Consider the following 26191-nt stretch of genomic DNA (forward strand, 5'->3'; position numbering starts at 1 on the left):
GCACGTCATGCCGTGGCGTGGACCCGAGTACGAGGGTGAGCGGCCGACGCTCGGCTGGTACGTCATCGACTGGATGATCGAGAACCTGGCGCAGCCCGGCCGGGACGATGGCGCCCCGTACATCCCCACTCTGGAGATGGCGGAGTTCCTGCTGCACTTCTACGAGGTGCACCCGGTCACAGGGAAGCGCATCATCCACCGTGCACTGCTGTCCCGCTCGCGTGGTTGGGGCAAGTCGCCTTTCGTCGGCGGGATCGGGCTCGCGGAGGCGTGCGCCGACGTCGTCGGAGACGGGTTCGACGCGAACGGGGAGCCGGTCGGCCGGCCGTGGCACACACTGCGCACGCCGTACGTGCGGCTGGCGGCTGTGACGGAGCAGCAGACCGACAACACGTGGAATCCGCTGCTTGAGATGGCGCGGGGCCGGTCGCTGTCCACGGACTACGGCCTCGAAGTCCTCGACACGGTGATCTACCTACCGCGCGGTGAGATCCGGCCGATCACCTCGTCGGCGGACTCCGTGAAGGGCGACCCGGCCGTGTTCGCGGCGATGGACCAGACGGAGACGTGGAAGGCGTCCAACGGCGGCACCAAGCTGGCGAAGACCATGCGGTTCAACGCCACCAAGTTGGGTGGCAGCGTTATCGAGACGCCGAACGCGTTCACGCCCGGCGAGGGGTCAGTAGCTGAGCAGTCCGCAGCGGACTATCAGGCGATCCTCGACGGCCGGTCGAAGGCGCGCGGCATCTTGGTGGACCACCGGGAGGCGCCGCCCGAGACGGATATGACCGACGAGCGGTCGCTGGTCGCCGGGCTGCGATACGCGTACGGCTGTAGCAGTGACCATCCGGACGGGTGTGTGCTGCACGACCCGCCGTGTGCACCGGGCTGGTCCCCGATCGAGCGCATCACCGCGGACTTCTGGGACACCTCGAACGACCCGCAGGACCTGCGGGCGGACTTCCTCAACCAGATCACCCACGCATCGGATGCGTGGGTGACTGAGCCGGAGGTACGCGCTTCGTCGGACGTCGGCAAGCGCGTCGAGCTGGGCGAGCGAATCGTCCTCGGCTTCGACGGCTCCCGGAAGCGAAACCGGAAGGTGACCGACGCGACGGCCCTGATCGGGTGTCGACTGAGCGACGGGCACGTCTTCGAGGTCGGGGTATGGGAGCAGCCGGACGGCGCGGCCGGGAAGGACTGGCAGGTGCCGGTCGTCGAGGTGCTCGCCACGGTGCAGGAGACGTTTGACCGCTACGACGTGGTCGGGTTCTACGCCGACCCCGCCAAGTGGGAGTCGCACGTCGCCGACTGGGAGGCGGCGTACGGGCCGCGGCTGCAGGTGCAGGCGACGCGGAACCATCCGATCGAGTGGTGGATGACTGGCGGCCGGTCGGTGCTCATTGTCCGGGCCCTGGAGAAGTTTCACACCGCGCTGATCGAGGGCGAGCTGACGCACGACGGCTCCAGCGCGCTGGTGCGGCACCTGTGCAATGCGCGCCGCCGAACAAGCCGGTCGGGGCTGCAGATCGCGAAGGCGCACCCCGACAGTCCGAAGAAGATCGACGCGGCGGTCGCCGCAGTGTTGGCGTGGCAGTGCCGTCTCGACGCGATCGCCAAGGGTGTCGCGGCCGAGCCGGAAGAGATGTTCGGCGGGACATTCTGAGAGGGGGCAGGCCGTGCTCGACGAGACCCCGGAGCTCGACAACCCCGATTACATGCTGCTGCGTCTGGGGCGCCGTATGCGTAAGCGCGCTGGGGTGCTGGACGAGTGGTGGCGCTACTACCGGGGCCGGCCGCCGCTGCCGCAGCTCCCGAAGAAGGCCGAGCAGGCGTTCCTGGACTTTCAGCGGAAGGCGCGGACGAACTTCTGCGGGCTGATCACCAGCGCGAGTGTGCATCGGCTGCTCGCGCTGGGTGTCACCGGGGAGGACGGCACGCCGGATCCGGACGCGGCCCGCTGGTGGCAGGTCAACCGGCTGGACTCGCGGCAGAAACTGGTCTGGCGGGTGGCGCTGTCGCAGTCGGTGGGCTACATGCTCGTCGGCGAACACCCGACCAAGACGGAGCCCAACGGCAGGCCGTCGCCGCTGATCACGGCCGAGTCGCCGCGTGAGTGCATCGTGGAGACGGACCCCGCGACGGGCGAGCCGCGGGTGGGGCTGAAGGCGTTCCACAACGACATGGACGGCTACGGCTATGCGCGGGTCTACTACGACGACACGTCGTTCCCGTACCGGACGAAGGAGCGGTGCAGCCCGCACCGCCTGCCGTGGGGCCCGGACTCGTGGGTGTATGCCGGTGACCGGGAGGATGGCGAGCCGCACGACTGGGGCATGATGCCGCTGGTCGAGTTCGAGCGGATGCCGGATCTGGGCGAGGATCCCGAGCCCGAGTTCGCGTGCGTCACGGACACGCAGGACCGGGTGAACCTTGGCGTGCTCAACCGCATGGCGGCGTCGCGGTACAGCGGATTCCGCCAGAAGTGGGTCAAGGGTCACAAGTTCGCCAAGCAGAAGGATCCGCAGACCGGGCAGATCACGGTAGTGGAACAGCCGTTCGTGCCCGGCCCGAACAGCGTGTGGGTGTCCGAGGGCGAGACCGCCCAGTTCGGCCAGTTGGACGCCACGGACCTGACTGGGTTCCTGCGCGAGCATGAGTCCGATGTGCGGGACATGCTGATCCTCAGCCAGACCCCCGCGTACTACTACGCCAACGACCTGGTGAACATCGGGGCGGACACCGTCAACGCGCTCGACATCCTGCACGTGGCGAAGGTCCGCGAGCACATCGCGGCGTTCAGGGAGGGCTTGGAGGATGTGGTTGCGCTCGCCGCTCGGGTGGCGGGGAGCGAGCGGGACTACACCGAGGCGACGGTGCGGTTCGCGAACCCGCAGCACCTCAATCCGGCGGTGCTCGCCGACGCGGCGACGAAGAAGAAAGCGATCGGCTACCCGCTGGACGTCCTCGCCGAGGAGATGGGCGAGACGCCGGAGCAGGTGCGGCGGATCACCGCGGGCGCCGCGTCGCAGGCGCTGCTCGCTGCGTCACTGCTGCCAGCGAACCCGGCGCCGACTGCGGGCAATGTGCCGGTCGACGAGGGCGGCGGTGACGGTGGCTGACCCGGCGCTGCAGGCGGCTCTCAGCGAGCGCTACGACGCGTTGTCGACGTCGCTGCGGCAGCGGGTGGTGCAGTTCGTCCTCAACGCGTTCGACAGTCTCGGCAGCTACCGCGATGCGGACGCCGCCGGGTTCATCGAGCGTGTCCTGCCGGTGGTCCTCGCCTCGCAACAGCGCATGGGGGAGATCACCGACGCATATCTGTCGGCGATGATCGCGGACATGCTCGGTGGTGCGGCCGCACCGGCGGGTGTCGAGCTGGCCGAGGCGCTGCGCGGCACCCCGCCCGAAGATGTGTACCGCAGGCCGTTCGTCACGGCCTGGACGGCGCTGAGCGATGGCAAACCGTTTCCCCAGGCGGTCGACGAGGGGCGGCAGCGTCTGCTGTCCATCACGGAGACGGATCTGCAGCTCGCGCGGACGCATGCGGCGCGGCAGTCGATGGAGCGGGGCGGGGCGCGGTTCTTTCGGCGGCGGCTGTCGGGGTCGAAGAACTGCGCGCTGTGCACAATCGCGTCGACGCAGCGGTATCGGGTCGAGCGGCTGATGCCGATTCATCCGGGCTGTGACTGCAAGGTCGAGCCGCTGCCCGAGGGGCGCGACCCGGGGCAGATTATCGACGAGGAGCTGCTGCGTGAGGCGCACGCGGCGATCGCCCGGGACGTCGGCTCCTCGGACCGTGGCGGCCGGTCGCCTGACTACCGCAAGGTGATCGTCACGCGGGAGCACGGCGAGATCGGTCCGCTCCTGGCGGTCCGACGCCATGACTTCACGGGGCCCCGCGACATCTGACTGACCAACGGCGGGCGCCGGCACGGCGGCCCGCGTCCTTCTGCTCACCCACCACCCGACACGGGAGATCCATCATGCGTACCTCGACCCTGCCTCGGCACGCCCGCAGTGGTGTGCGTGCTCTCGGCTGGCGCAAGGCCCGCCCTGGGGAGGCGGCCGGGCTGCACCCGGTGTGGCCGATCCTTGGCGGCGCGCCGGACGACGACAGCGACGATGACGACCAGGACGACGGCGACGACGAGGGCGACCAGGGCGACGGCGAGGGCACACAGTCCGACAAGGACGACGACGGCGAATGGTCCGCAGTGCTCAAGCAGTGGCAAGCCGAAGGGCTCAAGCCGAACCAGGTCGCGGAGCGGCTCAAGGCTTCGCGCAAGTGGGAAGAGCGAGCGAAGGCCAACAAGGGCGCTGCAGCGGAACTCGCGAAGCTGAAACGCGAGGGCATGAGCGACGTCGAGAAGAAGGTCGATGAAGCGGTCGCCTCAGCCCGCGCCGAGGAGCGTGTGAAGTCCGGCGTACGGGTCGCACGGTCGGCGTTCATGGCGGCGGCGAAGGGCCGGATCTCCGACCCGAAGGAAGTCGTCGAGGACATCAACCTGAAGAAGTACGTAGACGACGAGGGCGAAGTCGACGACGAGGCGATCGCCAAGCTCGTCGACCGGCTCGCGCCGAAGGGGTCCGACAAGGACGAAGACGAGGACGACGACCGCGAGGACGAGCGCGACACGCGCCGCCGTCGCCGGAGCCTCGATCAGGGTGCCCGCCGTCGCGGCGGGCCCGGAAGCAAGCGCGGCAGCAATGTGGACGGCGATGCGCTGTTCGAGGAGCTGCTCGGCCGGAAGCCGACCACCGCGCAGTCCTAGGAGGGACCACAGTCCATGGAACTCAGTCTGAAGACCACCACGTACGGGGTGGATGACCAGTCGTGGCTCGGTAGCGAGCACGGCACCCAGGCCACGGAGTCCGTCACCATCGACGTGTCGACGCTCACCCAGGCGACGCACTACCCGGAGGGGTACATCAAGTCCGGTATCCCGCTCGGGAAGATCACCGCGAGTGGAAAGTACGGCCTGTACAACGACGCTGCGGTCGATGGCACCGAAACGTTGGTCGGCTTCCTGTTCGCCGCCGTCCCGGCGCCGACCAACACCATCGACGTGGCTGGCGCCATGCTCACGCACGGCAAGGTCCGCACGTCCCGACTCCCGGTCTCCGTCGACGCCGCCGGCCAGGCGGACGTCGCCGGTTCGATCCGGTTCATCTGAGAGGGGGCGGTCTAGATGGCATGGGTGCTGGACACCGAGTACATCGAGCCGGAGGAGCTGACTGCGCTGGTGCGCCGGTCGCTGGCGGAGCGGCAGGTCAACGCGTTCACGCTGGGCCGGTGGCTGCCGAACGTGACCGTGGATGACATCACCTTCGAGTACAACAAGGGCGGTACCGGTGGCCTGGCTCAGGCTTCCGTGTACCGGTCGTGGGATGCGGAGTCCCGCATCGGGCGGCGTGAGGGCGTCGCGAAGGTGATGGGCGAGCTGCCCCCGATCTCCGAGAAGATCCCGCTGAACGAGTACGACCGGCTGCGGATCCGGTCGCTGGACAACAGCGACCCAATGCGGCGTGCCATCGCTCAGGACGCGTACCAGCTCGCAACGAACATCGCGGCTCGGTTCGAGCTGGGCAAGGGCCAGGCGCTGGCGAACGGCCAGTTCACGATCTCCGAGAACGGTGTGGACCTGGCACCGGTCGACTTCGGCCGCGACCCGGCGCACTCCGTGGTGGCCGCTGTGTTGTGGTCGGACCACGTCAACGCCACCCCGCTGGACGACCTGGAGTCGTGGGTGCAGACCTACGTCGACACCAACGGGTCAGAACCGGACCGGATGCTGATGCCGCGCACGGTGCTGTCGAATCTCCGGCAGTGCGACCAGGTGGTGCGGCAGGTGTACCCGCTGGCCCCTTCGGGGTCGTCTCCGATGGTCAGCGGGGAGCAGCTGAACACGGTGCTCTCCAGCCTGGACCTTCCGTCGATCGAGCTGAACGACGCGAAGGTCTCCGTGGACGGCACGGCGACGCGCGTCCTGCCGGACGACAGCCTGATCATGGTTCCGGCACCAGGTGCGACGGACTCTTCGGCGATCACGAACCTGGGCGGATTCCTGCTCGGCACGACCGCCGAGTCGCTGGAGCCCGAATACTCCGGGGTCAACGGGCGCGCCGGTGTCGTCGCGGCGACGTGGAAGACGAAGGACCCGGTGCGTCTGTGGACGCACGCCGCCGCGGTGGGCATGCCGGTGGTGCGTGAGCCGAACCTGACGCTGAAGGCGCAGGTGCTGTGATGGCGCGCAGGCTGAAGGCTCACGTACACGTGGCCGGGAAGGCGTACGGCCCGAGCGACGAGGTGCCGGCGACGGTCGCGAAACGGATCGGCGAGCACGCGTGGGAGGAGGATGCCGAGCAGACGTCCTCCACGCAGGCCTCGCAGGAGGTGGAAAGCGTCGAGGAGCCGCCCCGGTCCGGTCGCGGGTCTGGCGTCGACGCCTGGCGGGCCTTCGCCGAGGCGCATGGCGTCGCTGTCGACGATCAGATGAGCCGCGATGACGTGATCGCCGCATGCGAACAGGCCGGTCTCATCGAGCCCGAACAGACCGAGGGGTGAGGCGAGATGGCGGCGTACGCAACCGTGCCCGACTACGAAGCGCGCGCCGCCGTCTCCCTCCCCGAGGGGAGCCCGCAGCGGGCGCAGGTCGAGGCGTACCTGGACGACGCGTCAGCGCTCATCAAGCGGCACATCCCGACCGGTTACGAGCCGGATGAGGCGATGCTGCGGGCGCTGTGCGTCACGGTGGTCCGCCGTGTGATCGCCAACCCTGGCGGGCGGCGGCAGCGCACGATCGGCATCTACTCGGAGACGTTGGGCGAGAACGGCGGCCTGTATCTGACCGACGAGGAGATCGAGCAGCTACAGCCGGAGACGGCCACCGATCCGGACGCGGACGCGGCGTACTCGGTCAGCCTCGACCTGGGCACGGCAGGCTGGGTGCCGGACCCGGTCGGCAGGTGGCCGCTGTGATCCCCGACGATCTGCTGCCGCACCTCGTGGACGTCGTCACACCCGGCACGAGGACCGACCGGTACGGCAACACCATCGACGACTGGTCACCGGAGGCGGTCACGCGGCAGCAGGCCCGCGCGTGGATGCAGCAGAACACCGGCAGCGAGGACACCGACCAGCGGAACGCGCAGGTTGGCGAGTGGCTGATGGTCGCCAATCCGCGCGCGGTGGACGGGCAGCCCCTTTCGGTTACCGGCAAGTGCCGCATCGAGTGGCCCGACCAGGGCCTGACGTTCGAGGTGGCTGGGCCGCCCGGTCCGGCGTACGAGCCGACAGCCCTGCATCACTACGAGATCCGACTCACAGCAGTGGAGGGGTGATCACGTGCCTCGGCCAGCGTTCCGGCCCAACCGGGCCAACATCGCCACGTTCCTCAAGTCCTCACAGACGCGGGCGATGATCGAGCGGAAGACCCGCGGCGCCGAGCGGGCCGCCGCAGCAGCGTCGGAGGCTGACGGGCAGTTCCGCACGGACGTCGAGACCGGCGACGAGCGGGTGCGCGGCGCGGTGATCGGCGACTACTCGACCAGTGATCCGGACGTCTCCCGGCGCGCGCTGCTGCGCGGCCTGGACGGCGCGCGCAGTCAGGACTGACCGTGCAGCCGATCGCGTTCCCCGACGGTGTCGCATTGGTCGTCGACTACCTGCGCGGCCGTCTGGCAGCCCATGGGTGGGCGGTGCCCGTCGTCACGCATGTCCCTGATCCGCGTCCGCCGTCGTTCGTGCGGCTGGAACGGGTCGGTGGCACGCGGCGCGACCTGGTGACGGACGGTCCGCGGCTGACCGTGGAGTGCTGGGGACCCTCCGAGGAGGACGCCACCGACCTCGCGACCGTCGCACGCGCGCTGGTCTTCGCGCTGCCCGGCTGGCGGGGCGCTGCGGTGTACGCCGTGGCGGACGTGGGCGGCCCGAACACCAGCCCGGACCCGGTCAGTGCCCAGCCGCGGGTCGTGTTCTCCGTCGAGGCCGAGATGCGAGGCGCTGCCCTCACCCCCTGACCGCAGGCTCACCCGCCCCCTTGTCCCGTGCCCCCGGTGCCGCTGAGCGGCCGGGGGCTTTCCCGTGGAGTGGCACATGCCAGTTTTCGACGACATCGCGGAATTCCGCAACGAACTCATCCGCAAGCAGCTCTCCCAGGCGATCTTCGCAGCGGACATGTCCGCGGACCCGATCGAGGATCTGTTCGACCCAGCTACCGGCGAACTGCAGCCGCTGCCAGCGGGCTACCAGGCTGTGGGATTCACCACCGACGACGGGCTCACCTTCCCCAGCGATCTGTCGATGGCTGACGTCGTCTCGTCACAATCGGTCGAGCCCACCCGGTCGGACGTCGAGTCGGACGTGCTCACCGCGCAGTACGCGCCGCAGGAGACGAACGCCGCGACGGTCTCGCTGTACGAGGGGCTGCCGCTGTCTGGTCCCGACGCGCTGCCTGCGGCCGGATCCGCGTGGATGTGGGACCGGCCCAAGACGCCGAAGAACCCCTACCGCCGCATGCTGTTCATCGGCGTGGACTTCGACGACGACGGCGCGGAGATCTACGTCGCCAAGTTCTTCCCGCGGGCGCGGCTGTCCGACAAGGACGACGAGCAGTGGGCCCGGAGCACCGAGACCCAGCGGCCGGTGACACTCACGGCCTACCGTGACAGCACGGTGGGCACGTCGTGCCGGAACTGGGTCGATGGGCCCGGATGGCGGGCCCTCGCCCCGTCTGGCACCAACGAGGTTCAGACCGTGGCCATCACCGGCGCCCCGACGGGCGGTACGTACACGCTGACGTTCCTCGGCCAGACGACCGCCGCTATCTCCTTCGACGCGACGGCCTCCGCCCTTCAGACCGCGTTGGAGGGGCTCTCCAACGTCGAGCCCGGCGACGTCGCATGCACTGGGGGGCCGCACCCGGATACGTCCATTGCCGTCACGTTCGCCGGCCAGTACGCGGCTACCGACGTGGCCCAGATGACCGGCGACGCGACGGGGCTGACCGGCGGCACGACACCGGACGTGACCGTCACCACCACCACACCGGGCGGGCCGTAACCGCTGGCCCCCTCACCAACCGGGCGGGGGGCGGCGGTTCTGGGTGAGCCCCACCGTCCCCCGCTCTCCAAGCTCACCCAGGAAAGGCACGATCATGAGCAAGCCGAACAGGGCCCGCTACAAGCTGTCCGCGGTCAAGGCCAGTTACGCCGATGCGGTCGGCGGCAACCAGGTCGAGGTCGAGACCGACGACGGGAAGGTGTTCACGTTCCCGCATCCGCTGTTCACCGAGGATGACACCGCCCGGCAGATCGACGCGGCCGAGGGCGACGAGGGCAAGGCGAGGGTGCTGCTCGGCGACCAGTGGTCGGACTTCGTGAAGTCCGGCGGTGACGCCAACGGCCTGATGCTGGTGTACGTCGCGGCCCGCTCCGAGATGCAGGACACGCTCGGCCGGCACCGCCCTACGAGGAAGTAGACGGCGACGGCGAAGAGCCGACCGTCTACACCGTTCTCGACGTCCTCGGCGACCACCCCGAGGCAGTCGAAGCGGACTTGGCACACCACTACCCGGGCTACGGGCCAGGGGGCCCGCTGGCCGCGTTCTGGCGCCGCGAGATCACGCTGCGGTGGCTGCGCGTCATGGTCGAGAACCTGCCGCCGGACTCGGCCACCGGTCGCGCGCAGGCCGGGCACCACTGGCAGCACCTCGACTACGCCGCCCAGGACACGGTCGATCTGCTGTCGATGCTGATCACGCAGTTCGCGAACGCGCACCGCGACCCGAAGAAACCTCCCGCGCGCCTGCCCGAGCCCAGCTGGCGCCCAGGCGACCCCCTGCCCAGCCAGACCGAGGCGAGCACGGAAGAGCGCCGCGCGCGGGCGCGTGCCACCTACGACCGCATCACTGCACAGGTGCTCCCCGGGAAGGGGTGATTCGTCGTGCCGGTCGAGGTCGGCGTCGGCTACGTATCGATCGTCCCGGAGATGTCGGGGTTCAGCCGCGAGCTGGATCGGCAGATGAGCCGCCAGCAGGGGGTATTGCAGACGGCTGTCACGCAGCCGCTGGCCGACGCGGGTGGCCCGGCGGGGCAGCAGGCCGGCCGGGGTGTCCTCGCCGGTATCGGCGGCGCGCTCAAGGGCGGTATGGCTGCCGTCGCTGTCGCCGGGGCGGCTTTGTTCTCCAAGGCGTTCTCCAGCGCGTTGGAACAGCAGAAGGCGGGCAGCAAGCTCGCCGCCCAGCTCGGGCTGTCCAAGGACCAGTCTGCCCGCCTGGGCAAGCTGTCCGGCTCGGTGTACGCGAAGGGCTACGGCGAGAGCGTCGGCGAGGTGAACGACGCCTTCCGGGCGCTCGCGCAAAACGGGGTCGCGGCGGTCAACGCGCCGAAGAAGGACCTGGCGGGCCTGTCCAAGGCGGCGCTGACGCTGTCGGAGACGTTCGGCGTCGATGTGTCGGACTCGGCCCGTGCGGCCGGGCAGATGATGCGCACCGGCCTCGCGAAGAACGCGAAAGAGGCGTTCGACATTCTCGCCCGCGGCTACCAGACCGGGGCCGACAAGGCAGGCGATCTCGCCGACACCGTCAATGAGTACAGCACGCAGTTCCGGAAGTTGGGACTCGACGGTAAGCAGTCTCTCGGCCTGGTCTCGCAGGCGATCAGGGCCGGTGCCCGCGACAGCGATGTCGCTGCGGATGCCCTGAAAGAGTTCTCGATCCGGGCCGTCGACGGCAGCAAGACGACCGCCGACGGCTTCAAGATGATCGGGCTGTCGGCTTCCGACATGTCCGCTCGGATCGGCAAGGGCGGCGCCTCAGCGTCGTCCGCGCTCGATCTCACCCTCGACCGGCTGCGCGGCATCGAGGACCCGGTCAAGCGCAGCCAGGCCGCAGTCGCGCTCTTCGGCACTCAGGCGGAAGATCTCGGCGATTCGCTCTTCGCCATGGACCCGAGCAAGGCCACGGCCGCTCTCGGGCAAGTCGGTGGCGCCGCCAAGAAGATGGGCGACACGCTGCACGACAACGCGTCGGCGAGGATCGAGACGTTCAAGCGCACAGCGATGCAGGGCCTGGTCACCGTCGTCGGCAACTACGTGCTGCCGCCGCTGGAGAAGCTGGGCAGCGTCGTCTCCCGCACCGTCGGCCCTGCCCTCCGATCCGCGAAGGACGTGGTCGGCGGGCTGTTCTCCGCCTTCCGCGGCGGCGACGGGGCGCTGGCGCCGCTGTCGCAGTCCCTGGCCGACACTGGGGCGACGGTCCGCAGCACCCTGGGCCCCGCGTTCGCCAAGTTCGGCGGCGCCGTACGCGAGACCATGCCCGCTCTGCGCGGGCTGTGGTCGGTCGTCTCCGAGCGGCTGGCGCCCGCGATGGCTGGCGCGTTCGGGACGTCGCTTCAGTTCACCTACGGGCTGCTGTCGAAGGTCGGCGGCGTGCTGGTCGGCACCGTGTGGCCGGCTGCGATGAAGGTCTACGGCGCCATGGCGGATGCCCTGGGGCCGATCTTCGCGAGCGTCTCGGATTTCATCGAGCAGCGGGCCGCGCCCGCCGTGCAGATGATCGGCGACAAGCTCGGCTCGCTGATCGAGCGGGCCCAGCCTGTCATCTCCGTGATCGCGACGGTGGCGTCCTGGCTGGGCCAGATGGCCGCAAAGATCGTCGGCGTCGTGGTGCCGGTCCTCTTCCGGCTGATCGGCCCCGTGTTCTCGGCCGTGTTCGCCGTGCTCGGCACCGCGATCAGCGTGCTGACCAGCGTCGTTGGTGCCGTCGTCGCCTTCGGCCGCGGTGTCGGCGCTGCGGCGACCGCCGTCGGTACGGCCTTCATGTGGCTGTGGCACAACGCCGTCTCGCCCGCACTGGCGGGCATCCGTGCCGCGGTCTCGTTCGCATGGTCGATCATCAACCCGATCCTTCAGGTCGGCGCCGCCGTGATCCGCAAGAGCGTGGGCCTGGCCTTCTCGTGGCTGTACAACTCGGTGGTCAAGCCGGTCTGGGCGGGCATCCGGGCGGCGATCTCGTTCGCCTGGCACAGCGTGCTGCGGCCCATCTTCGGCGCGCTGTCCTCGTTCCTGCGGGGCACTGTCGGGCCGGTATTCCGCTGGTTCCGGGACAAGGTCGTCACTCCGGTGATGTCGAGCGTGCGTTCGACGATCTCTACCGTCTGGAAGCACGGGATCCGGCCGGTCTTCTCGGCGCTGAAGAGCACGGTCGGCACCATCGGCGACAGCTTCCGCACCGCGAAGGACGCGGTCGCTCGTGCCTGGGCCGGGATCAAGAACGCCACCAAGCGCCCCGTCAACTTCGTGCTAGGGACGGTGTGGAACAACGGGCTGCTCAAAGCCTGGAACTCCATCGCCGGGTGGGTCGGCCTCGACAAGCACAAGCTCAAGAAGGTATCCCTCCTCGCCCGAGGCGGCACGGTGGGCACGCAACCGGCGATCTACAACCGGCCGACGGCGATCGTCGGCGAGGGCGACCCGCGTCATCCTGAGTACGTCATCCCGACCGACCCCAAGTACCGGGGACGGGCCCGCGCCCTGTGGCAGGCCGCTGGCACTCAGCTCATGGAAGACGGCGGTGTGGTCGGCACCCTGAAGGGCTGGGGCAGCGCGGCCGCCGACAAGGCATCCGGGGCGGCCAAGTGGGTCGGCGGGAAGGTCCGGTCAGCGGTGGACTTCATCTCGCACCCGACGAAGGCCATGAACGCGATCTTCAAACCGATCCTCGCGAAACTCGGCGGTATCGGCGGCGGCCGGTGGGGCAAGGCCATCGCCCAGGTGCCGCGCATGGCCGTCGGCGGCATCAAGAAGATGGTCACCAAGTGGCTCGACGACTTCGGGGGCGGCGGAGGCAACATCGGCGGCTCAGGCGTCAAGCGCTGGGCGCCCGTGGTGCTGCAGGCGCTGCGGATGGTCGGCCAGCCCGCGTCCCTGCTCAACACCGTGCTGCGCCGCATGAACCAAGAGAGCGGCGGCAACCCGCGGGCGATCAACAACTGGGACATCAACGCCAAGAACGGCGACCCGTCCCGCGGCCTGATGCAGACCATCGGGGCGACGTTCAACGCCTACGCCGGGCGGCTGCGAAACCGCGGTATCTACGACCCGCTGGCCAACATCTACGCGAGCATGCGCTACGCGCTCAGCAGGTACGGCTCGCTGTCGCGAGCGTACAACCGGCCGGGCGGCTACGCCTCCGGCGGCAGTCCGAGGCCGGGCGAGGTCGCGTGGGTCGGCGAAAACGGGCCCGAACTCTTGAAGTTCGGCGGCGGACAGACCATCTACAGCCACGGAGCCTCGCTGCGCATGGCCCGCGCGGAGGCCGAGCGGCTCGGCGCGGCCCTGGTCGGCGCCATGGCCGACCAGCTGCCGACCGCGGCAGCCGAGGCAGCCCGCACAGTGCAGGCAGTCCCGGTCACCGCCGGCCAACGCCAGGACGCGGCGGTCGCGCTGCGGGACGGTCAGCAGCTCGCGCTGGTGCTCGCCGACGGCACCCAGTTGGACGCCTACGTCGATACCCGCGTGGACGCGGGGATGAGCGCCGCGCGGCAGCGCAGCCGAGCCGGAGTGAGGGGATAAGCCCGTGCCGATGATTGTGGATCCGTCCGCGCCGCAGGTCACCCCGCCAGAGCTGGTCACCTCTCCGGACGGGTGGCTGACCGCCGCAGTGGATGAGCAGTGGGCTGGTGTGGTGCTGACGGTGGACTACACCGCGGGTGGTACGCCGCTGCCGGACGTCGACCAGGTGCGCACGGTGTACATCCAACGGCAGGACCCAGGCGCCGCGGGGCCGGTGCCGGTGCGCGGCGCCGACTATGGATGGGCGATCGAAGGTGCGGGGGCGGCCTATGACCATGAGGCGCCGTTGGGTGTCGCTGTCGTCTACACCGTCACGGTGTTCTACGAGGACGGCAGCCAGGGCCCATCGTCGTCCCTGTCGGTGACGGTGCCGGCGCCGGAGCCTGGTGAGGACCGTGACCTGTGGGTCAAGTCGCTGGATGAGCCGGGCCTGTCGGCCCGCGTGATGATCGTGACGTGGGGGCAGCCGTCCTCAGCCGGGCGGCAAGATGCGGTCGAGGTGGCAGGATCGCCATATCGGGCGGTGGCCTTCGACGTACACGGTGCGGAGACCGTGCAGGTGACCGTGGACGTGCCGCCCGAGCAGGTCGAGCAGGTGCGGCAGCTGCTGCGCAGCGGCGTCCTGCTGGCGCAGACCCGGCGCGGCTACTACTTCGCAGACGCATTCCACGTGCCCGCGGATATCACCGGGCCGACGCCGACCGGCAAGCTCGGCAGCAGCGAGGGCTATCAGTTCACGTGGACGATCGAGCCGCTGACGCGTCCGGACACGCAGGATCAGCCGATGCGGCTGCCGACGTGGTCGTGGGATGCGGTCGCCGAGCAGTTCGCCACATGGGACGCGGTGGCTGCCTCGTACCCGACGTGGGCAGCCCTGTCGACCAACGGGGCCTGACGTGCTGCGCATGTCAGAGGCGGCGCAGCGCGCCATCTACGGCCCGGCCCGGCGGCCGGCGCGGGCCGAGTGGTCCAACGACGGCGGCGCCTCCTGGACCCCAGCACGGGTAGGCAGCGGAAAGGTGACGCCGGACCGCACGGCCGAGTGCCGCTACTCGGCCAGTGCCGAGCTGGTCGATGTCCCGATCGGCCGGGACGGCATCAACACGGTCTCCACACAGATCAGACTGTGGCAGGGCCTGGCCGGAGCGCGCATGGACCCAGTGTGGATCCCGGCCGGCGTGTATGTCGTCGACCGAGTGCGGCGCACCCGCCGCGGCGCCCAGTGCGAACTGCTGGGGCGTGAGGATGCCATCCGCACGGCCGCCTTCCCCAAGGCCCGGCAGATCGGGCCGGATACGGCCGGGGCCCTCGTCCCCCAGCTGGTCGCCGAGGCGTTGCCCAACGCGCCAGTCTCCTGGCAGGACGGTGTCGACCCGGGCACGCTCGTGCCAGCGTTCACGGTGGACGAGGACCGGTGGCAGGCCCTCAGCTCAGGGACCGACAACTCCGGGACCTCCACCGGCATCGCCGCGGCGATCGGCGGTGAGGTCTATGCAGACGCACGCGGTGTCATCACGATGGCGCCGGTGCCAACCCTCACGGACCCGGTGGTGTGGCGGATCCCGCACGGCGTGGCCGTGGTCGGCACCCCGAGCGAGGAACAGACCGCGGAGGGTCTGGCCAATGTGTGGGCGATCTCTGGGGACGGCGGGGACGGCTCCGAGGCCGTCGGCCCGGTGTTCGTATGGGACGACGACCCCAACTCGCTGACGTATGCGGGCCCGGACCCGATCGAGGACCCTCTGGCGCCACAGCGGCTCGGTCTGACGGGAGTGCGGCTGTGGGTCGAGCGCTACTCCTCGCCGCTGATCACCAGCACAGCCCAGGCGTACACCGTCGGCCGGGCGAAGCTCGCCGACTCCCTCGGCGTGCAGTCCTCGCTCTCGTTCGAGGCGGTGTGTCACCCGGGGCTGGAGCCCGGCGACGTCGTCGAGGTCGAGATCCAACCCGGCCGGTGGGAGCGGCACATCATCGACTCCTGCCCCTACGACCTGGGCGCTGCCTCCATGACCTGCACTACCCGCACCACCACCCGGAGGCTGATGTGACCGAGGCGTCCCGGCAACTGGGCGAAGACCTCGCCCGCGCGGCTTCCAGCACCGCGGCGGGCGGCACCGTTTCTGCTCAGGTCATCGATCTGACCGACAACGGCACCGTCAACGTGATGATGGGCGGCAGCCTGCTGCTGGACGTGCCGTGCGCCGACTCCTACCGCAACCGCAAGCGCGACGACTGGGTCGCGGTCCGCCCCGGGGCGCGGCCGGTGGTGATGTGGCGGCTGGGCCCCGACCCGGTCGAGGACTCAGCCGAAATGCGGGACGTCGTCAAAGACGTGCAGACCGTGCGCGCCGTCACCTGGGGCACTTCCGCTCCGTCCGGCAGCGGCTGGCAGGAGGCAGTCACTCCATGGGTGCGGCAAGCCGGTGACGGGCAGGTCGAGATCTACTATCAGGTCGCCTCCACATCGGCTCCCTCTCCGGCCGCGCCAGCTGCCAAGGGATCACGGATCACGGCCACCTCGTCGGGTGTGTGGCGTGGCGGTCGACCGGATGCCTACGCGGACTACCCCACGCAAGGCGACTGGACAGGGCGGGGGGACCGCCGCGGCGGCTGGTTCTACGGCACGAAGATCGCGGATGCGTGCGCGGGCAAGACCGTCGCGCGGATGACCGTGCAGTACACCCGCCGCCGCGGCTCGGGCGTCAACGCGCGCCGCCCGATGCACCTCTACCTGCACGACTACACCTCAGCCCCATCCGGACAACTCTCGCTCAACGAAGGGCCCGAGGAGCTGCTGAGCCTCTCGGCGGGCGGCACCGGCACCGCAACTTTGCCCGCCTCCTGGCGGGACAAGCTCGCGGCCGGCACCCGGCGGGGCCTGGCCATCTACGCACACGGATCCCGGGACTACGCGGCATTCTCCGGCGGCACCGTGACGATCACATTCTCCTGAAGGGGGCCACCTTGGCTACATTCGGCTACGCCGATCTGCCCGTACCCGGCGGCAGCGACGCACCCACAGGACCGGCCGCCCTCGCTGAACTGGCACAGCGGATCGACCGGCACCTGGTGCAGCACGTCGCAGACCAAGCCGAGCGCGATGCCACGTTGGACGACGCGCCGTTGCACACGGTGGCGACGGCGCAGGACGGATCGCTGTGGATCAAGACCGACGGGTTCAGCAACACGTGGGCCACGATCTGGGAGCCACTACCGGACTGGCGGCCCATCGAACCCGCCTCCGGATACCAGGGCGGCGCCTACACCCCGCAGGTACGGCGGGTGGGTAACCAGGTGTGGCTACGCGGCCGTCTCCAACGAGTGGACGAGGCGGTGATCCCCACCAACGGCGTCAAGATCGGTCAAGTCCCCGACGACTGCATCCCGCAAGAGCAGGTCGGCAGCATCGCCGCGAACAGCTCCCTCGCAGACGATGTGGTGATCGGCGTCGGCAAGCTTGAGGTGCTCGACGCGAACACCGCTTCCTCGCTCGGTGATCCCGGGGCGATCACCTGGTGGTCGCAGGACGGATCCGGCACGAGCTGGGTCAACATCTCCGGCTCGTACTGGATCGACTGATAAGGGGGATTACCACGTGGCGCTCTACACCTTCGGCGGCAGCCCCGCCGCCGTGCTGACCGACGACCAGGGCAACGTCGTACCCGACTACCCCGTGATCATCCGCGTCGCCGACACCGGCCAGCAGGTCACCGCCCTGTACGAAGACGACGGCATCACACCCATCGGCGAGCTGCGCAGCAACCCCGCATCCGACCCGCAGCCGGGCGCCATCCGCCCGTTCAAGTGCGCGCAGAAGGCCATCCAATACGAGTACCTCGACGCTGGCAGCAACCCTGTCCGCTGGTACGAGGCCGGCCGCGAACTGGCGACAGAAGCGAACGAAACAGCCGCCACCGCACTCAGCCTTGCCGAAGGCGCACTGCCCACCGCGGGCGGCATCATGACCGGGCCTGCGCAGTGGCAGACCACAGCCTCAGGCGACACCACGGCCTCGGCGCGCGCGACCACGGACGCATACGACCGGTGGCGGCGAGACGCCGAAGGCCGCCACTCCTGGGGACCGGGGAACGCCACACCGGATGTGTCTCTGTACCGCAGCGGCCCGGGGGAACTGACCATCGACGGCGCGCTGGTCGTGTCCGGCGGCCTCGGCGGTTTCCACAACGTCCGCGAGGCAGGGGCGACCGGCGACGGCGTCACCGACGACGCCCCGGCAATCCAGGACGCGCTGATGGCCGCCTACAACGAGGGCGGCGGCTGGGTGATGGTGCCTGCAGGCGACTACCTGCTGGCCACGCTGCCGCTGCGGATCCGCGGCAACACCCGGCTGACCCTCGCGCCCGGCGCGCGGTTCCTCCGGGGCGCCAGCGGCACTCTCCTCATCAACGGCGACGCCGACCAGCTGCTCGGCGGCTACACCGGGCACGGCCACATCCTCATCGAGGGCGGCACCTGGGACATGCGCGCGGTGGACTTCCCCAGTAGCGCGATGTGCATCAGCATCGGCCACGCCCGCAATGTGACCATCCGGGATCTGGAGATCCGCGATGTAGCGGGGTACCACGGCGTCGAACTCAACTCCACCCAGCACGCCCTCGTCGACAACTGCGCCTTCCGCGGCTACCTCGACCCCGACGGCACCCGCGACTTCTCCGAGGCCGTACAGATCGACGGCGCTTTCCGTGCCAGCGTTTTCGGCGGATTCGGCCCGTACGACCACACCGTCTGCCAGGACGTGACCGTGCGCGGCTGCTACGTCGGCGCTTCCGACACCCCGGGCACAGTGGCATGGCCGGCAGGAGTCGGATCGCACTCCACCACGGCCGGGCACCCGCACAAGCGCATCACCGTGGAGGGCAACACGGTGGAGGGAAGTGCCCAGTACGGCGTCAAGCCGTACTGCTGGGACGACTCGTCCGTCATCGGCAACCGCATCATTGGGTGCGGCGCCGGCATCTGGCTGCGCACTCTCGACAGCAGCAAGACGGCGGACAGGACCGACGAGACCGGCGTCGACACCGGCGCGTCCGCGCCGAACAGCGGCTTCGTCATCGCGAGGAATGTCATCCGGAACCTGACCGGCTTCGACGACGCGATCAGGGCCGAGGGGGAGGCAACCGGCCACTGGTCGGACCTGAGCATCCACGGGAACGTCATCGTGAGTACCGCTGGCACGAGGCACGGTGTGCGCTTGTACTACGCCGACCACAGCGTGGTGGAGGGCAACACGTTTCACAGCATCGGTGGCACCGCGCTCTCGACTGCGAACTGCACCTTCGGCAGCCTCGTCGGCAACCGGGCGTACGACTGCGGCGCGAGCTTCGTCACCTGCGACACCGACACGGACATGCTCGTCGCCGACAACCACCTCGCGCTATGTCAGACACACGGAGTTTGGTTGTTCGGCGGCGCCCGCCTCAAGGTCGCCGACAACTACGTCAAGGGCGCCGGCCGCGCCGATGGGACCGGCAACGGCTACCGGATCACGAGCAACCTCGCGCGGCTCACGCTCACCGGCAACACGTACCAGGCGTGGGGCAGCGGCACCGAAGCCACAACGGCGATCTACCTGTCATCGACCGTCACCGGCGTGCGCCGCTTCGGGAACGACGTCCTCGGCCAGGCCGCGACCCCGATCAGCGACAGCTCGGTCTCGCCGAACCTGAGTCCGTACGACGCCGGCACCCCGTAGCCGAACACCGCAACGCTTCGCACGCCCCGCGCCAACTGGCCCGGGGTCTTTTCATGCCCCCGGGAGGACACCATCCATGATCAAGGGCATCGACATCAGCTCGTACCAGCCGTCGGTGTACAGCACGCGCGGGCTGGATTTCGTCATCACCAAGATCACTGAGGGGACGTCGTACACGAACCCGAAGTGGGTACGGCAGAGGCAAACGGCCCGCGATGCAGGGCTGGTCACGGGTTTCTACCACTTCGTGCGGCCCGGCAGCATGACGGCGCAGGCCAACTACTTCCTCTCGAAGATCAACCTTCTGGCGGGTGACATCCTCGTCCTCGACTGGGAAGACCCACGGGTCTCCTCGGCCGACAAGGACGCCTGGATCCGGCACGTGCAGGCCAAGGCCCCCGGGCACCGCGTACTTCTGTACTGCAACGTCGACTACTGGATCAACCGCGACACCTCGTCGTTCGCGGGCGACGGGCTGTGGATCGCCCAGTACAACGGCCGACCAGGCCGACCCTCGATCCAGGCGCCGTGGCTGATCCATCAGTACACCAGCGACCCCATCGACACGAACCTCGCCCAGTTCGACGACCGCGCGGCCATGCGCGCCTGGGCGATGGGCGATTCCAGCAAGGAGGACGGCGTGCAACTCGATGACCGACTCGCCATTGGCGACTGGCTGAAAAACCGGTTCCCCGACGAGGAAGGCCTGCAGGACGGCGAGATCTACGTAAAGACCGCGCTCGCGTCTGGCTACGGCTGGTCGCGGATCGCCGCCGACAACTCGGCGCAGGTCCTTGCCCAACTCGGCGCCCAGCAGGCCACGATCGACAAGCTCGTGGATGCCCTTGGCCAGAAGGGGGGCCTCACCGCTGCCGAGATCAAGGGCGCGGCCGAGGCCGGCGCGCAGGCCGCCCTCGACCGGCTCGGCGACGCGCTCACCAAGGAGGACTGATGCTGACCACCGCTGCTTTCTGGAAGGCCACCGTCGAGCGGATGGTGCGCACCTTCGCCCAGGCCGTACTCGGCATCGTCGGAGCGGACGGACTCGGCGTGCTCGACGTCGACTGGGGCGCCGCCCTGTCCGTCGGCGGCCTGGCCGGCCTCGTTGCGCTCCTGACGGCCGTCGCCACCTCCGGTACCGGTGGCGAGGGGCCTGGGCTCACCGAGAGGGTGACCCGTACCGGCCCGCAGCGGGAGGCCACAGGGAACGGCCCTGCCGCCCTGTAGGTCACGCTGCACATCCGGAGGTAGCCCGTGGACCCCGCCACCCTCGGCACGCTCCTCGTCGGCATCGGTGCCGTAGTCGGTGCCTTGGTGACATGGGCTGGGAAGCGCGGCGAAAACGCGCTCACGGGCTACACCACATTGACCGACCAGCTCCAAGAGGAGCGGGACCGGCTGGAACGGCAACTCGCCGAGCGGTCGGCGGCGCTCGCCGAGCTCCACGCACTACGCGCTGCGGATCAGGCCGAGATAGCACGCCTACGCGGCATCATCACCCGGTACGGAGGGGATCCGTCGTGACCCGCACCCAGCGAGTGCTTGCCCACCGCTGGCGCCCGCTGCTGCTGGCGTGCGTCCTGGTGGCCCTGGCCGGCGCCGTGGTGCTGATCTGGGGGCGCATTTCACACGAGGCGGAACGCGCCGAGCAGCTGGCCGCCGAGGCTGATCGCCGCGGGGAAGCTGTCAGCACCTTGGCCGGTGACGTGCGTGTGCTGCGCGCGCAGATCAGGGCTGAGGGCGGGAAGCCGAAGGCGCCGGATCCCAAGCGTGCGGTCAAAGACCTCCGGGACCGGGCGGAGGTTCCGGTATCGATCCCAGGCCCTCGAGGGCCGGCCGGGAAACCGGGGCGGCCAGGGGCTGCGGGCAGCGACGGCGACGACGGGCAGCGCGGCCCGACGGGGAAGGCTGGGCCGGAGGGCAAGCAGGGAGAGCCCGGCGCGACGGGTCCGCCTGGGGAGCCGGGGAAGGACGGGGCCGACGGAAAGGACGGCGCCCAGGGGCCGCAGGGCGAGCGAGGGCCTGCGGGTGAGCGCGGCCCGCAGGGTCCTCCCGGTCCGGCCTGTCCGGACGGTTTCTCGCTGCAGGCGCCGCGGTGGGACCCGGATGCGCTGGTGTGCAGACGAGACGACGCCCCGCAGCCAGGCCCACGTGGGCAGACACCGCAGAACGCCGCAGTATTCGACCGTAAGCGCTGGTAACTGAGCCCCGCTCTCCTTCGGGAGGGCGGGGCGCTTTCGCATGGTTACTCAGGCCGTCGTCCAACAGCAAGCAGGTGAGAACTGGCGGCCAACAACTCCGGATAGGGCTCGGCCATCCTCGCCGCCGTCAACGCCGACTCGAACAGTCCCGACCCGATCACTGACTCCTTGGTGTACTGCTCAGTGGCCTTGAGCATGGCCCAGGTCGGGCCCTCGATCCCGAACACCTCGGCGTCCTCGAACCCGGCCTCGGCGACCTCGTCGCGCAGCTCGGCGCCGCTGTGGAAGTAGGCCGCGGTGAACGACTTCTTCCCGTCGTGAATGCGGCTGGCGAGGATGCTCTCGATGCTGCGGCGGACGCCGTCCTTGTAGAGGTGCGCGAAGGCCGAGTGCTCGAACAACGAGGCGTAACGGTTGATGCCTGCGGCAGCTATCAGGCCGCCCGGCCGCACTACCCGGTACGCCTCGGCGAGCGCCTGATCCCGATCGCTGCGCTCAAGCAGGTGGTAAAGGGGCCCCAGGACCAGGACGGCGTCGTACTTCGCGTCCGGCTCGTGCAGGTCGCGAGCGTCACCCAGCTCCGCGGTTGTGGCCACTTGCCGCGCGGCATCGACGTGGCGCGGCACGGGATCGACGACGTGCACCGCGTAGCCGTCCTTGACCAGCCACCGGGCATGGGCTCCTGGCCCTCCGCCCACGTCGAGCACACTGGCCGGCGCAGGTGGCAGGTGACGGCGCAGCAGCTCTTGGGTGCGCAGCATCTCCAGACGGCCGTCCGCCGAGGCCGACAGGCGCACGGACTCATCGACGGTGGAGGCGTAGAAGTTCATGACCTCGGGTGCAAGCTCTGCGGGCATGCTCGGCATTCTGTCCCCCGCTTGGCGATCACGTAAGACCGCAAGGGGTAGAAACCTAACCGGTTAACCTGTCAGCTATGCCTCAGCTGAAGTACGAGCAGATCGCGGACCACCTGCGAGCGCGCATCACCGAGGGTGAATTCGGTCCCGGAGATCTGCTGCCATCTGGCCGTGACCTGTGCGAACAGTGGGGCGTGTCTCGCGCCACCGTGGTCAAGGCCATGGACGTTCTCCGTAACGACGGCGTGGTCGTCGCACGACAGGGCTCGGGCTTCACCGTGGTGGAGACGCCAGTCGCCCGGCCTGCTGGGCGTCGCGGCGTGGGGCCTCGTGTCTCCGGCGGGCGCCCGTTCAAGCGTCTGGGTACGCCCTGCAAGGAAGTCCCGCCGGACCGCATCCGAGACGCGCTGCACCTGGGACCCGAGACGTGTGCGCTGCGCCGTGACCGCATGGTGCTCCTCGATGAGGGTGAGCCGTACACGCTGGTCAGTGCCTGGTTCCCGGCGGATATCGCGGATGCATGCCCGCGTCTTGCTCAGGAGGGTCCCATCGCCGAGGGCACGACGCGGTACGTGACGCGTGAGACTGGCCGTGCACCGGCTCGGGCGACAGACATCTACACGACGCGTCTGGCTACCTCGGATGAGTGCAAGCAGTTGGGCTTGCCGCATCCGGCTGCCGTAGCTGTCACCCTCCATACCGCCTACGACCAGGGCGGTCGGCCTCTGGTTTGCGAGGAGGGAGTGACGGGCGGGGAGTTGTGGGAGCTGACGGACAGCTACTCGATGGAGTCGTAGCGCTACGACAACCTTGACTGGACCGGTCCACCGGTCCAGTCTGTGAGTGACGCCGGACTCACAGACTGGACCGGAACTCATGGCTACACCTATGCCCGAAGAGGCTCAGCCGCCTCAGCGCGTCGCCGACCACCATTCCGGGTCGCAGAACACGGCAACGTATCGGCGCGGTGACTACGTGTCGGACGAGTCCACGCGGAAGGAGAGGCCGCCCGAGCCCGCGTGGGTCGGGCGCGTGCAGACGGTCATCGACGACGAGTGGGTCCGCCTCGTCAACCCGCACGGCGCCGAATGGATCACCCGCAAAACGAATCTGCGCGAGGCCGGCGCCGCGCAGCGCGCCGCCTACGACGCCGCCGTCCCCCACCGCGTGGGGCCGCGGCCATGAGCGCTCTGAGAATCCGCATCTCCCGCGACGGCGGCCGCACGTGGAGCCGGTGGCGCCGACTGCGCGGCAGCAAGCGCTGCGCGGCCAGCACCAGCTGGCCGCCGTGCCGCTGCCCGGCCTGCCGACGGAGGCCGTGACCATGCCACCTGAGCCCGCGGCCATCGCAGCCCGCCGAGGCACCTGGTACGGAACCTGCCCCCGCTGCAAGAAGCCCCTCAGCCTGACCAGCGACCGCGACGGCCAGGTCCGCGTCGTCAGCAGCCGCTGCAGCAACTGCGCCGCCGCCTTACGGAAGGACAACCCCCGTGCCTGAGCTTCCTGACAGCCCGGTCCAGTCGCTGAGCCGCCACCTGCGCCAGCAACTGCACCTGCACGGGCGCCACCGCGCACAGACCCCTTTCCTCCTCGCTGTGTGGCAATTCACGCCGCGCGAGGACCGCGCCACCGTGCTGGCACGCCTCGCCTGGCACGCCCGGCACTCCCGAAACGCGGTCCTGGCAGCGCCTGCCGACCAGGCCGAACGGCTGGCCAAGCAGCTACGCCGGGACGCCCGGCACTGCGACGCATGGCAGGACGTCACCGTGGCGCCCACCCTCGACGCCGACTGGCAGACGCAGCTGGAGGCCGCCCTGGTGCTCCTCGCCGCCTGCCCGGACCGCCGCGCCGCCCTGCCCGTCGAGATCGCGCAGCCGGAGGACACACCGTGAACGGTCCTGACACCTGCATCACACTGCTGGAGACCGTGGCCACCGGACTCGCCCGGTACTGGGACGGCCACCAGGTGACCGTGCCCGCCGCCTGGACAAACGCGCCCCTCACGGACAGGACAGACGCCCTCGCCCACCTGGCGTGGCAGGCCCGCGGCGCAGAGATCGCCCACCCGGCCACCCACCCCGCCAGCCGCCTGGCCCTCGCCGCCGAACGGGAGGCATGGGCGTGGGGACTGGCCCTCGCCGCAGGCGTGCACCTCCCGCCATTTCAACTACGGCCCCACTGGCTGGCGCACGAATCGCCCGAGGTCCAGCTGGAGGCGTGCATCCGGCTCCTGGCCGCCGCTCGCACCGGTGTGCTGCCTGCAGCTCCGTATCTCTGCGCGATCTGCCCAGCCGAACAGGACCTGCACTTGATCAGCCATGTCCGGTGTACAGGGCCCAACTTGGAGGAGTGGCGCTGCAGCCTATGCGCCCGGCTCCCCATCGACCCGAAAGACCTCCCCGAAACCGTGGAGGCGATCTCCCGCCAGCACCGACGCCGCAGCGACGACCGGCGACCATGACCCCCGCCCCCGGGCGGGCCGCCACGCACGGCGTCCACTCCAACGCGTGACGGCCACAGTCCCGGAGGCGGGTCCCCGAGAAATCCGACAGAAGGAGGAGCACGATGCTCGCGCTGATCCTGTCCGCGGACCCCGAGGACGACGAGCCTACCGAGCCCGCTGAGGAACCCGACTGCGGCAGCGGCCAAGGCTGCGGCGGCGACCGGTAACAACTCGATACGCGGGGCGCCCTGTTCGAGTGGGCGCCCCGCTCCACCAGGAAGGACCAGGCGGTGCACTGGCACGCGTACACCTACACCGGGGGCCAGCGGCCCAAGGACAGCGAGGCCCGCAACCTCCAGGCCGCAGTCCCGCCGAACACGATCAGCCACTGGTTCCGCAAACCGCAGCAGATGCGCGCCGGCACCTTCACCGACCCGGACGAGACCCACGCGTGGCTGGACAAGGAGGTGCGCGCGGCCCCGCCGAGCGACGAGGAGGGGAAGCTGGAGTACCTGCGGGACTGCATCGCCCGGGGCGCCGACGCCTACGCGGGCTACTACTCGCGCGGACAGTTCGTGGTGCGCTGCGCGCTGGTGTGTCCGCGCGACGGCGAACGCTGCCCCGACCCACCCCGATGACCGCCCTGGCCGTCCGTGCCTCCCCCGTCGCGGGCGGCCAGGGCTCCGGCTACTCGTCGGGCAGCAGCGACGACGGAGACACGCCCAGCGCGTGCGCGATCCACAGGATCCGGTCGAGCGGCGGCGAGGTGATGCCCAGTTCCGTCCTGACGACGGTTCGCCGCTCGACGCCGATCCGCTCGGCCAGCGCTTCCTGAGAGAGGTTGGCCCACCGGCGCGCGTCCCGGATGCGCCGGCCGACATCGAGGCGCTGCTGGGTGAGCCATTCGGGACGCTCGTCGTCGGCGGCTGGGTGCACCCACCTACGCTCAGGTGATCATGGTCGCGTGTCTGTGCCATCGGGTGTGACAGTTTTTGATCAATGCAATAGGCAGGGGCTTAAATCGCTCGAACGAGTGATCCCATTCAACGGGTAGTTGCAAGCTTCAGCGAGGGGTACTCCACTGTTGGACATGCCGGATGCACATGACAGAGCGGCGGAGGGCAGCATGAGCGGGGGGCACGAGCATCATGCGAGTCGGGTGGCACTGGCGAGAAGAGACCTCGCTGATGCTCGCGAGGCGGATCTGGCGTCGATGGATTCGGCCGAGATGGCGCTCCTAGTCGAGCGCCTGCGCAGCTCACTTCACGACGTTCTTCGGCTGCTCGATGACCTGCTGCAGAGGCAGCAGAATTAGAAACCTTCTGGTCAGAGCGCTACATGTTGCGCGTGTGCAAGGTGGGTATCTGACTGTAACCCATCTCTCTAAACAAGATTGTCGGT

At 69.5% G+C, this 26191-nt stretch carries 31 protein-coding genes; 29 read left to right on the plus strand and 2 right to left on the minus strand.

The window, feature by feature from the left end; all coding sequences use genetic code 11:
* The first annotated feature begins 7 nt into the window (after nt 1-7).
* The 23 genes from KBY19_RS21340 to KBY19_RS21450 all read left to right on the plus strand — a co-directional run bounded on the left by KBY19_RS21340 (nt 8) and on the right by KBY19_RS21450 (nt 20813).
* Nucleotides 8-1666: a terminase gene (locus KBY19_RS21340; protein WP_210966450.1), complete on the plus strand. Its 1659-nt coding sequence runs from the start codon at nt 8-10 to the stop codon at nt 1664-1666.
* Between the two features lie 13 nt (nt 1667-1679).
* Nucleotides 1680-3122, plus strand: coding sequence for a phage portal protein (locus KBY19_RS21345; RefSeq protein WP_210966451.1), 1443 nt, complete (start codon nt 1680-1682; stop codon nt 3120-3122).
* Nucleotides 3109-3912 (plus strand): hypothetical protein, encoded by an 804-nt coding sequence (locus KBY19_RS21350; protein ID WP_307843575.1) that lies wholly within the window; start codon nt 3109-3111, stop codon nt 3910-3912. Before KBY19_RS21345 ends, KBY19_RS21350 begins: the two co-directional genes overlap by 14 nt.
* A gap of 74 nt (nt 3913-3986) precedes the next feature.
* A complete protein-coding gene (locus tag KBY19_RS21355) occupies nt 3987-4775 on the plus strand; it encodes a hypothetical protein (RefSeq protein ID WP_210966453.1) in 789 nt (262 codons plus the stop codon).
* A gap of 15 nt (nt 4776-4790) precedes the next feature.
* The gene (locus KBY19_RS21360) at nt 4791-5177 is read left to right on the plus strand and encodes a head decoration protein (RefSeq protein ID WP_210966454.1); all 387 of its coding nucleotides are present in this window, start codon (nt 4791-4793) and stop codon (nt 5175-5177) included.
* 15 nt (nt 5178-5192) lie between these two features.
* On the plus strand, nt 5193-6248 hold the full coding sequence (locus tag KBY19_RS21365) for a major capsid protein (protein ID WP_210966455.1): 1056 nt from the start codon (nt 5193-5195) through the stop codon (nt 6246-6248).
* Complete coding sequence (locus KBY19_RS21370) at nt 6248-6568, plus strand: hypothetical protein (protein ID WP_210966456.1); 321 nt, start codon at nt 6248-6250, stop codon at nt 6566-6568. Before KBY19_RS21365 ends, KBY19_RS21370 begins: the two co-directional genes overlap by 1 nt.
* Before the next feature lie 6 nt (nt 6569-6574).
* Nucleotides 6575-6982, plus strand: coding sequence for a hypothetical protein (locus tag KBY19_RS21375; RefSeq protein ID WP_210966457.1), 408 nt, complete (start codon nt 6575-6577; stop codon nt 6980-6982).
* A complete protein-coding gene (locus KBY19_RS21380) occupies nt 6979-7344 on the plus strand; it encodes a hypothetical protein (protein WP_210966458.1) in 366 nt (121 codons plus the stop codon). The genes KBY19_RS21375 and KBY19_RS21380 overlap by 4 nt, the downstream gene beginning before the upstream one ends.
* Nucleotides 7345-7348: 4 nt before the next feature.
* Nucleotides 7349-7618 carry a hypothetical protein gene (locus KBY19_RS21385; RefSeq protein WP_210966459.1) on the plus strand — a complete coding sequence of 90 codons (270 nt, stop codon included), beginning with the start codon at nt 7349-7351 and terminating at the stop codon, nt 7616-7618.
* Nucleotides 7619-7620: 2 nt separating this feature from the next.
* Nucleotides 7621-8022, plus strand: coding sequence for a hypothetical protein (locus tag KBY19_RS21390; RefSeq protein ID WP_210966460.1), 402 nt, complete (start codon nt 7621-7623; stop codon nt 8020-8022).
* Between the two features lie 76 nt (nt 8023-8098).
* Nucleotides 8099-9064 carry a hypothetical protein gene (locus KBY19_RS21395; protein ID WP_247691241.1) on the plus strand — a complete coding sequence of 322 codons (966 nt, stop codon included), beginning with the start codon at nt 8099-8101 and terminating at the stop codon, nt 9062-9064.
* A 94-nt stretch (nt 9065-9158) separates the two neighbouring features.
* Nucleotides 9159-9482, plus strand: coding sequence for a hypothetical protein (locus KBY19_RS21400; protein WP_210966461.1), 324 nt, complete (start codon nt 9159-9161; stop codon nt 9480-9482).
* 77 nt (nt 9483-9559) lie between these two features.
* Complete coding sequence (locus KBY19_RS21405; RefSeq protein WP_210966462.1) at nt 9560-9940, plus strand: hypothetical protein; 381 nt, start codon at nt 9560-9562, stop codon at nt 9938-9940.
* Nucleotides 9941-9946: 6 nt separating this feature from the next.
* Nucleotides 9947-13576, plus strand: a complete 3630-nt coding sequence (locus KBY19_RS21410; protein WP_210966463.1) for a phage tail tape measure protein — start codon at nt 9947-9949, stop codon at nt 13574-13576.
* A gap of 10 nt (nt 13577-13586) precedes the next feature.
* Nucleotides 13587-14471, plus strand: a complete 885-nt coding sequence (locus KBY19_RS21415) for a hypothetical protein (protein WP_247691251.1) — start codon at nt 13587-13589, stop codon at nt 14469-14471.
* Between the two features lie 10 nt (nt 14472-14481).
* Nucleotides 14482-15624, plus strand: a complete 1143-nt coding sequence (locus KBY19_RS21420) for a phage tail protein (protein WP_247691252.1) — start codon at nt 14482-14484, stop codon at nt 15622-15624.
* Entirely contained in the window at nt 15621-16529 is a 909-nt protein-coding gene (locus KBY19_RS21425) for a hypothetical protein (RefSeq protein ID WP_210966466.1), read from the plus strand. Before KBY19_RS21420 ends, KBY19_RS21425 begins: the two co-directional genes overlap by 4 nt.
* Before the next feature lie 11 nt (nt 16530-16540).
* Nucleotides 16541-17155, plus strand: coding sequence for a hypothetical protein (locus tag KBY19_RS21430; protein WP_210966467.1), 615 nt, complete (start codon nt 16541-16543; stop codon nt 17153-17155).
* A 16-nt stretch (nt 17156-17171) separates the two neighbouring features.
* Nucleotides 17172-19289, plus strand: coding sequence for a right-handed parallel beta-helix repeat-containing protein (locus KBY19_RS21435; RefSeq protein ID WP_210966468.1), 2118 nt, complete (start codon nt 17172-17174; stop codon nt 19287-19289).
* 76 nt (nt 19290-19365) lie between these two features.
* The gene (locus tag KBY19_RS21440; RefSeq protein ID WP_210966469.1) at nt 19366-20241 is read left to right on the plus strand and encodes a glycoside hydrolase family 25 protein; all 876 of its coding nucleotides are present in this window, start codon (nt 19366-19368) and stop codon (nt 20239-20241) included.
* A complete protein-coding gene (locus KBY19_RS21445; protein WP_210966470.1) occupies nt 20241-20516 on the plus strand; it encodes a holin in 276 nt (91 codons plus the stop codon). Before KBY19_RS21440 ends, KBY19_RS21445 begins: the two co-directional genes overlap by 1 nt.
* A gap of 27 nt (nt 20517-20543) precedes the next feature.
* A complete protein-coding gene (locus KBY19_RS21450; RefSeq protein WP_210966471.1) occupies nt 20544-20813 on the plus strand; it encodes a hypothetical protein in 270 nt (89 codons plus the stop codon).
* Between the two features lie 721 nt (nt 20814-21534).
* On the opposite strand, the gene KBY19_RS21460 is transcribed toward KBY19_RS21450, so the two are convergent.
* Nucleotides 21535-22347: a class I SAM-dependent methyltransferase gene (locus KBY19_RS21460; protein ID WP_210966473.1), complete on the minus strand. Its 813-nt coding sequence runs from the start codon at nt 22345-22347 to the stop codon at nt 21535-21537.
* Nucleotides 22348-22424: 77 nt separating this feature from the next.
* Here KBY19_RS21460 and KBY19_RS21465 point away from each other — a divergent pair, with 77 nt between their 5' ends.
* The 6 genes from KBY19_RS21465 to KBY19_RS21490 all read left to right on the plus strand — a co-directional run bounded on the left by KBY19_RS21465 (nt 22425) and on the right by KBY19_RS21490 (nt 25428).
* Nucleotides 22425-23144, plus strand: coding sequence for a GntR family transcriptional regulator (locus tag KBY19_RS21465; protein ID WP_210966474.1), 720 nt, complete (start codon nt 22425-22427; stop codon nt 23142-23144).
* A 79-nt stretch (nt 23145-23223) separates the two neighbouring features.
* The gene (locus KBY19_RS21470) at nt 23224-23532 is read left to right on the plus strand and encodes a hypothetical protein (protein ID WP_247691242.1); all 309 of its coding nucleotides are present in this window, start codon (nt 23224-23226) and stop codon (nt 23530-23532) included.
* A gap of 49 nt (nt 23533-23581) precedes the next feature.
* Nucleotides 23582-23845 (plus strand): hypothetical protein, encoded by a 264-nt coding sequence (locus KBY19_RS21475; RefSeq protein ID WP_210966475.1) that lies wholly within the window; start codon nt 23582-23584, stop codon nt 23843-23845.
* Nucleotides 23838-24239 carry a hypothetical protein gene (locus KBY19_RS21480; RefSeq protein WP_210966476.1) on the plus strand — a complete coding sequence of 134 codons (402 nt, stop codon included), beginning with the start codon at nt 23838-23840 and terminating at the stop codon, nt 24237-24239. The genes KBY19_RS21475 and KBY19_RS21480 overlap by 8 nt, the downstream gene beginning before the upstream one ends.
* Nucleotides 24236-24808 (plus strand): hypothetical protein, encoded by a 573-nt coding sequence (locus KBY19_RS21485; protein WP_210966477.1) that lies wholly within the window; start codon nt 24236-24238, stop codon nt 24806-24808. Before KBY19_RS21480 ends, KBY19_RS21485 begins: the two co-directional genes overlap by 4 nt.
* 272 nt (nt 24809-25080) lie before the next feature.
* The gene (locus KBY19_RS21490) at nt 25081-25428 is read left to right on the plus strand and encodes a hypothetical protein (RefSeq protein ID WP_210966478.1); all 348 of its coding nucleotides are present in this window, start codon (nt 25081-25083) and stop codon (nt 25426-25428) included.
* A gap of 49 nt (nt 25429-25477) precedes the next feature.
* On the opposite strand, the gene KBY19_RS36715 is transcribed toward KBY19_RS21490, so the two are convergent.
* On the minus strand, nt 25478-25726 hold the full coding sequence (locus tag KBY19_RS36715) for a helix-turn-helix domain-containing protein (protein ID WP_210966479.1): 249 nt from the start codon (nt 25724-25726) through the stop codon (nt 25478-25480).
* Nucleotides 25727-26191 lie beyond the last annotated feature (465 nt).

The sequence above is a fragment of the Streptomyces sp. B15 genome (genome assembly GCF_018070605.1).
Classification (GTDB): Bacteria; Actinomycetota; Actinomycetes; order Streptomycetales; family Streptomycetaceae; genus Streptomyces; species Streptomyces smyrnaeus.

What these genes read in the sequence shown, in the direction of transcription:
- KBY19_RS21340 (WP_210966450.1), top strand. Translation starts at nt 8, where the DNA reads ATGCCGTGGCGTGGACCCGAGTACGAGGGTGAGCGGCCGACGCTCGGC.
- KBY19_RS21355 (WP_210966453.1), top strand. Translation starts at nt 3,987, where the DNA reads ATGCGTACCTCGACCCTGCCTCGGCACGCCCGCAGTGGTGTGCGTGCT.
- KBY19_RS21360 (WP_210966454.1), top strand. Translation starts at nt 4,791, where the DNA reads ATGGAACTCAGTCTGAAGACCACCACGTACGGGGTGGATGACCAGTCG.
- KBY19_RS21365 (WP_210966455.1), top strand. Translation starts at nt 5,193, where the DNA reads ATGGCATGGGTGCTGGACACCGAGTACATCGAGCCGGAGGAGCTGACT.
- KBY19_RS21370 (WP_210966456.1), top strand. Translation starts at nt 6,248, where the DNA reads ATGGCGCGCAGGCTGAAGGCTCACGTACACGTGGCCGGGAAGGCGTAC.
- KBY19_RS21375 (WP_210966457.1), top strand. Translation starts at nt 6,575, where the DNA reads ATGGCGGCGTACGCAACCGTGCCCGACTACGAAGCGCGCGCCGCCGTC.
- KBY19_RS21395 (WP_247691241.1), top strand. Translation starts at nt 8,099, where the DNA reads ATGCCAGTTTTCGACGACATCGCGGAATTCCGCAACGAACTCATCCGC.
- KBY19_RS21400 (WP_210966461.1), top strand. Translation starts at nt 9,159, where the DNA reads ATGAGCAAGCCGAACAGGGCCCGCTACAAGCTGTCCGCGGTCAAGGCC.
- KBY19_RS21415 (WP_247691251.1), top strand. Translation starts at nt 13,587, where the DNA reads ATGATTGTGGATCCGTCCGCGCCGCAGGTCACCCCGCCAGAGCTGGTC.
- KBY19_RS21420 (WP_247691252.1), top strand. Translation starts at nt 14,482, where the DNA reads ATGTCAGAGGCGGCGCAGCGCGCCATCTACGGCCCGGCCCGGCGGCCG.
- KBY19_RS21440 (WP_210966469.1), top strand. Translation starts at nt 19,366, where the DNA reads ATGATCAAGGGCATCGACATCAGCTCGTACCAGCCGTCGGTGTACAGC.
- KBY19_RS21445 (WP_210966470.1), top strand. Translation starts at nt 20,241, where the DNA reads ATGCTGACCACCGCTGCTTTCTGGAAGGCCACCGTCGAGCGGATGGTG.
- KBY19_RS21460 (WP_210966473.1), bottom strand. Translation starts at nt 22,347, where the DNA reads ATGCCCGCAGAGCTTGCACCCGAGGTCATGAACTTCTACGCCTCCACC.
- KBY19_RS21465 (WP_210966474.1), top strand. Translation starts at nt 22,425, where the DNA reads ATGCCTCAGCTGAAGTACGAGCAGATCGCGGACCACCTGCGAGCGCGC.
- KBY19_RS21470 (WP_247691242.1), top strand. Translation starts at nt 23,224, where the DNA reads ATGGCTACACCTATGCCCGAAGAGGCTCAGCCGCCTCAGCGCGTCGCC.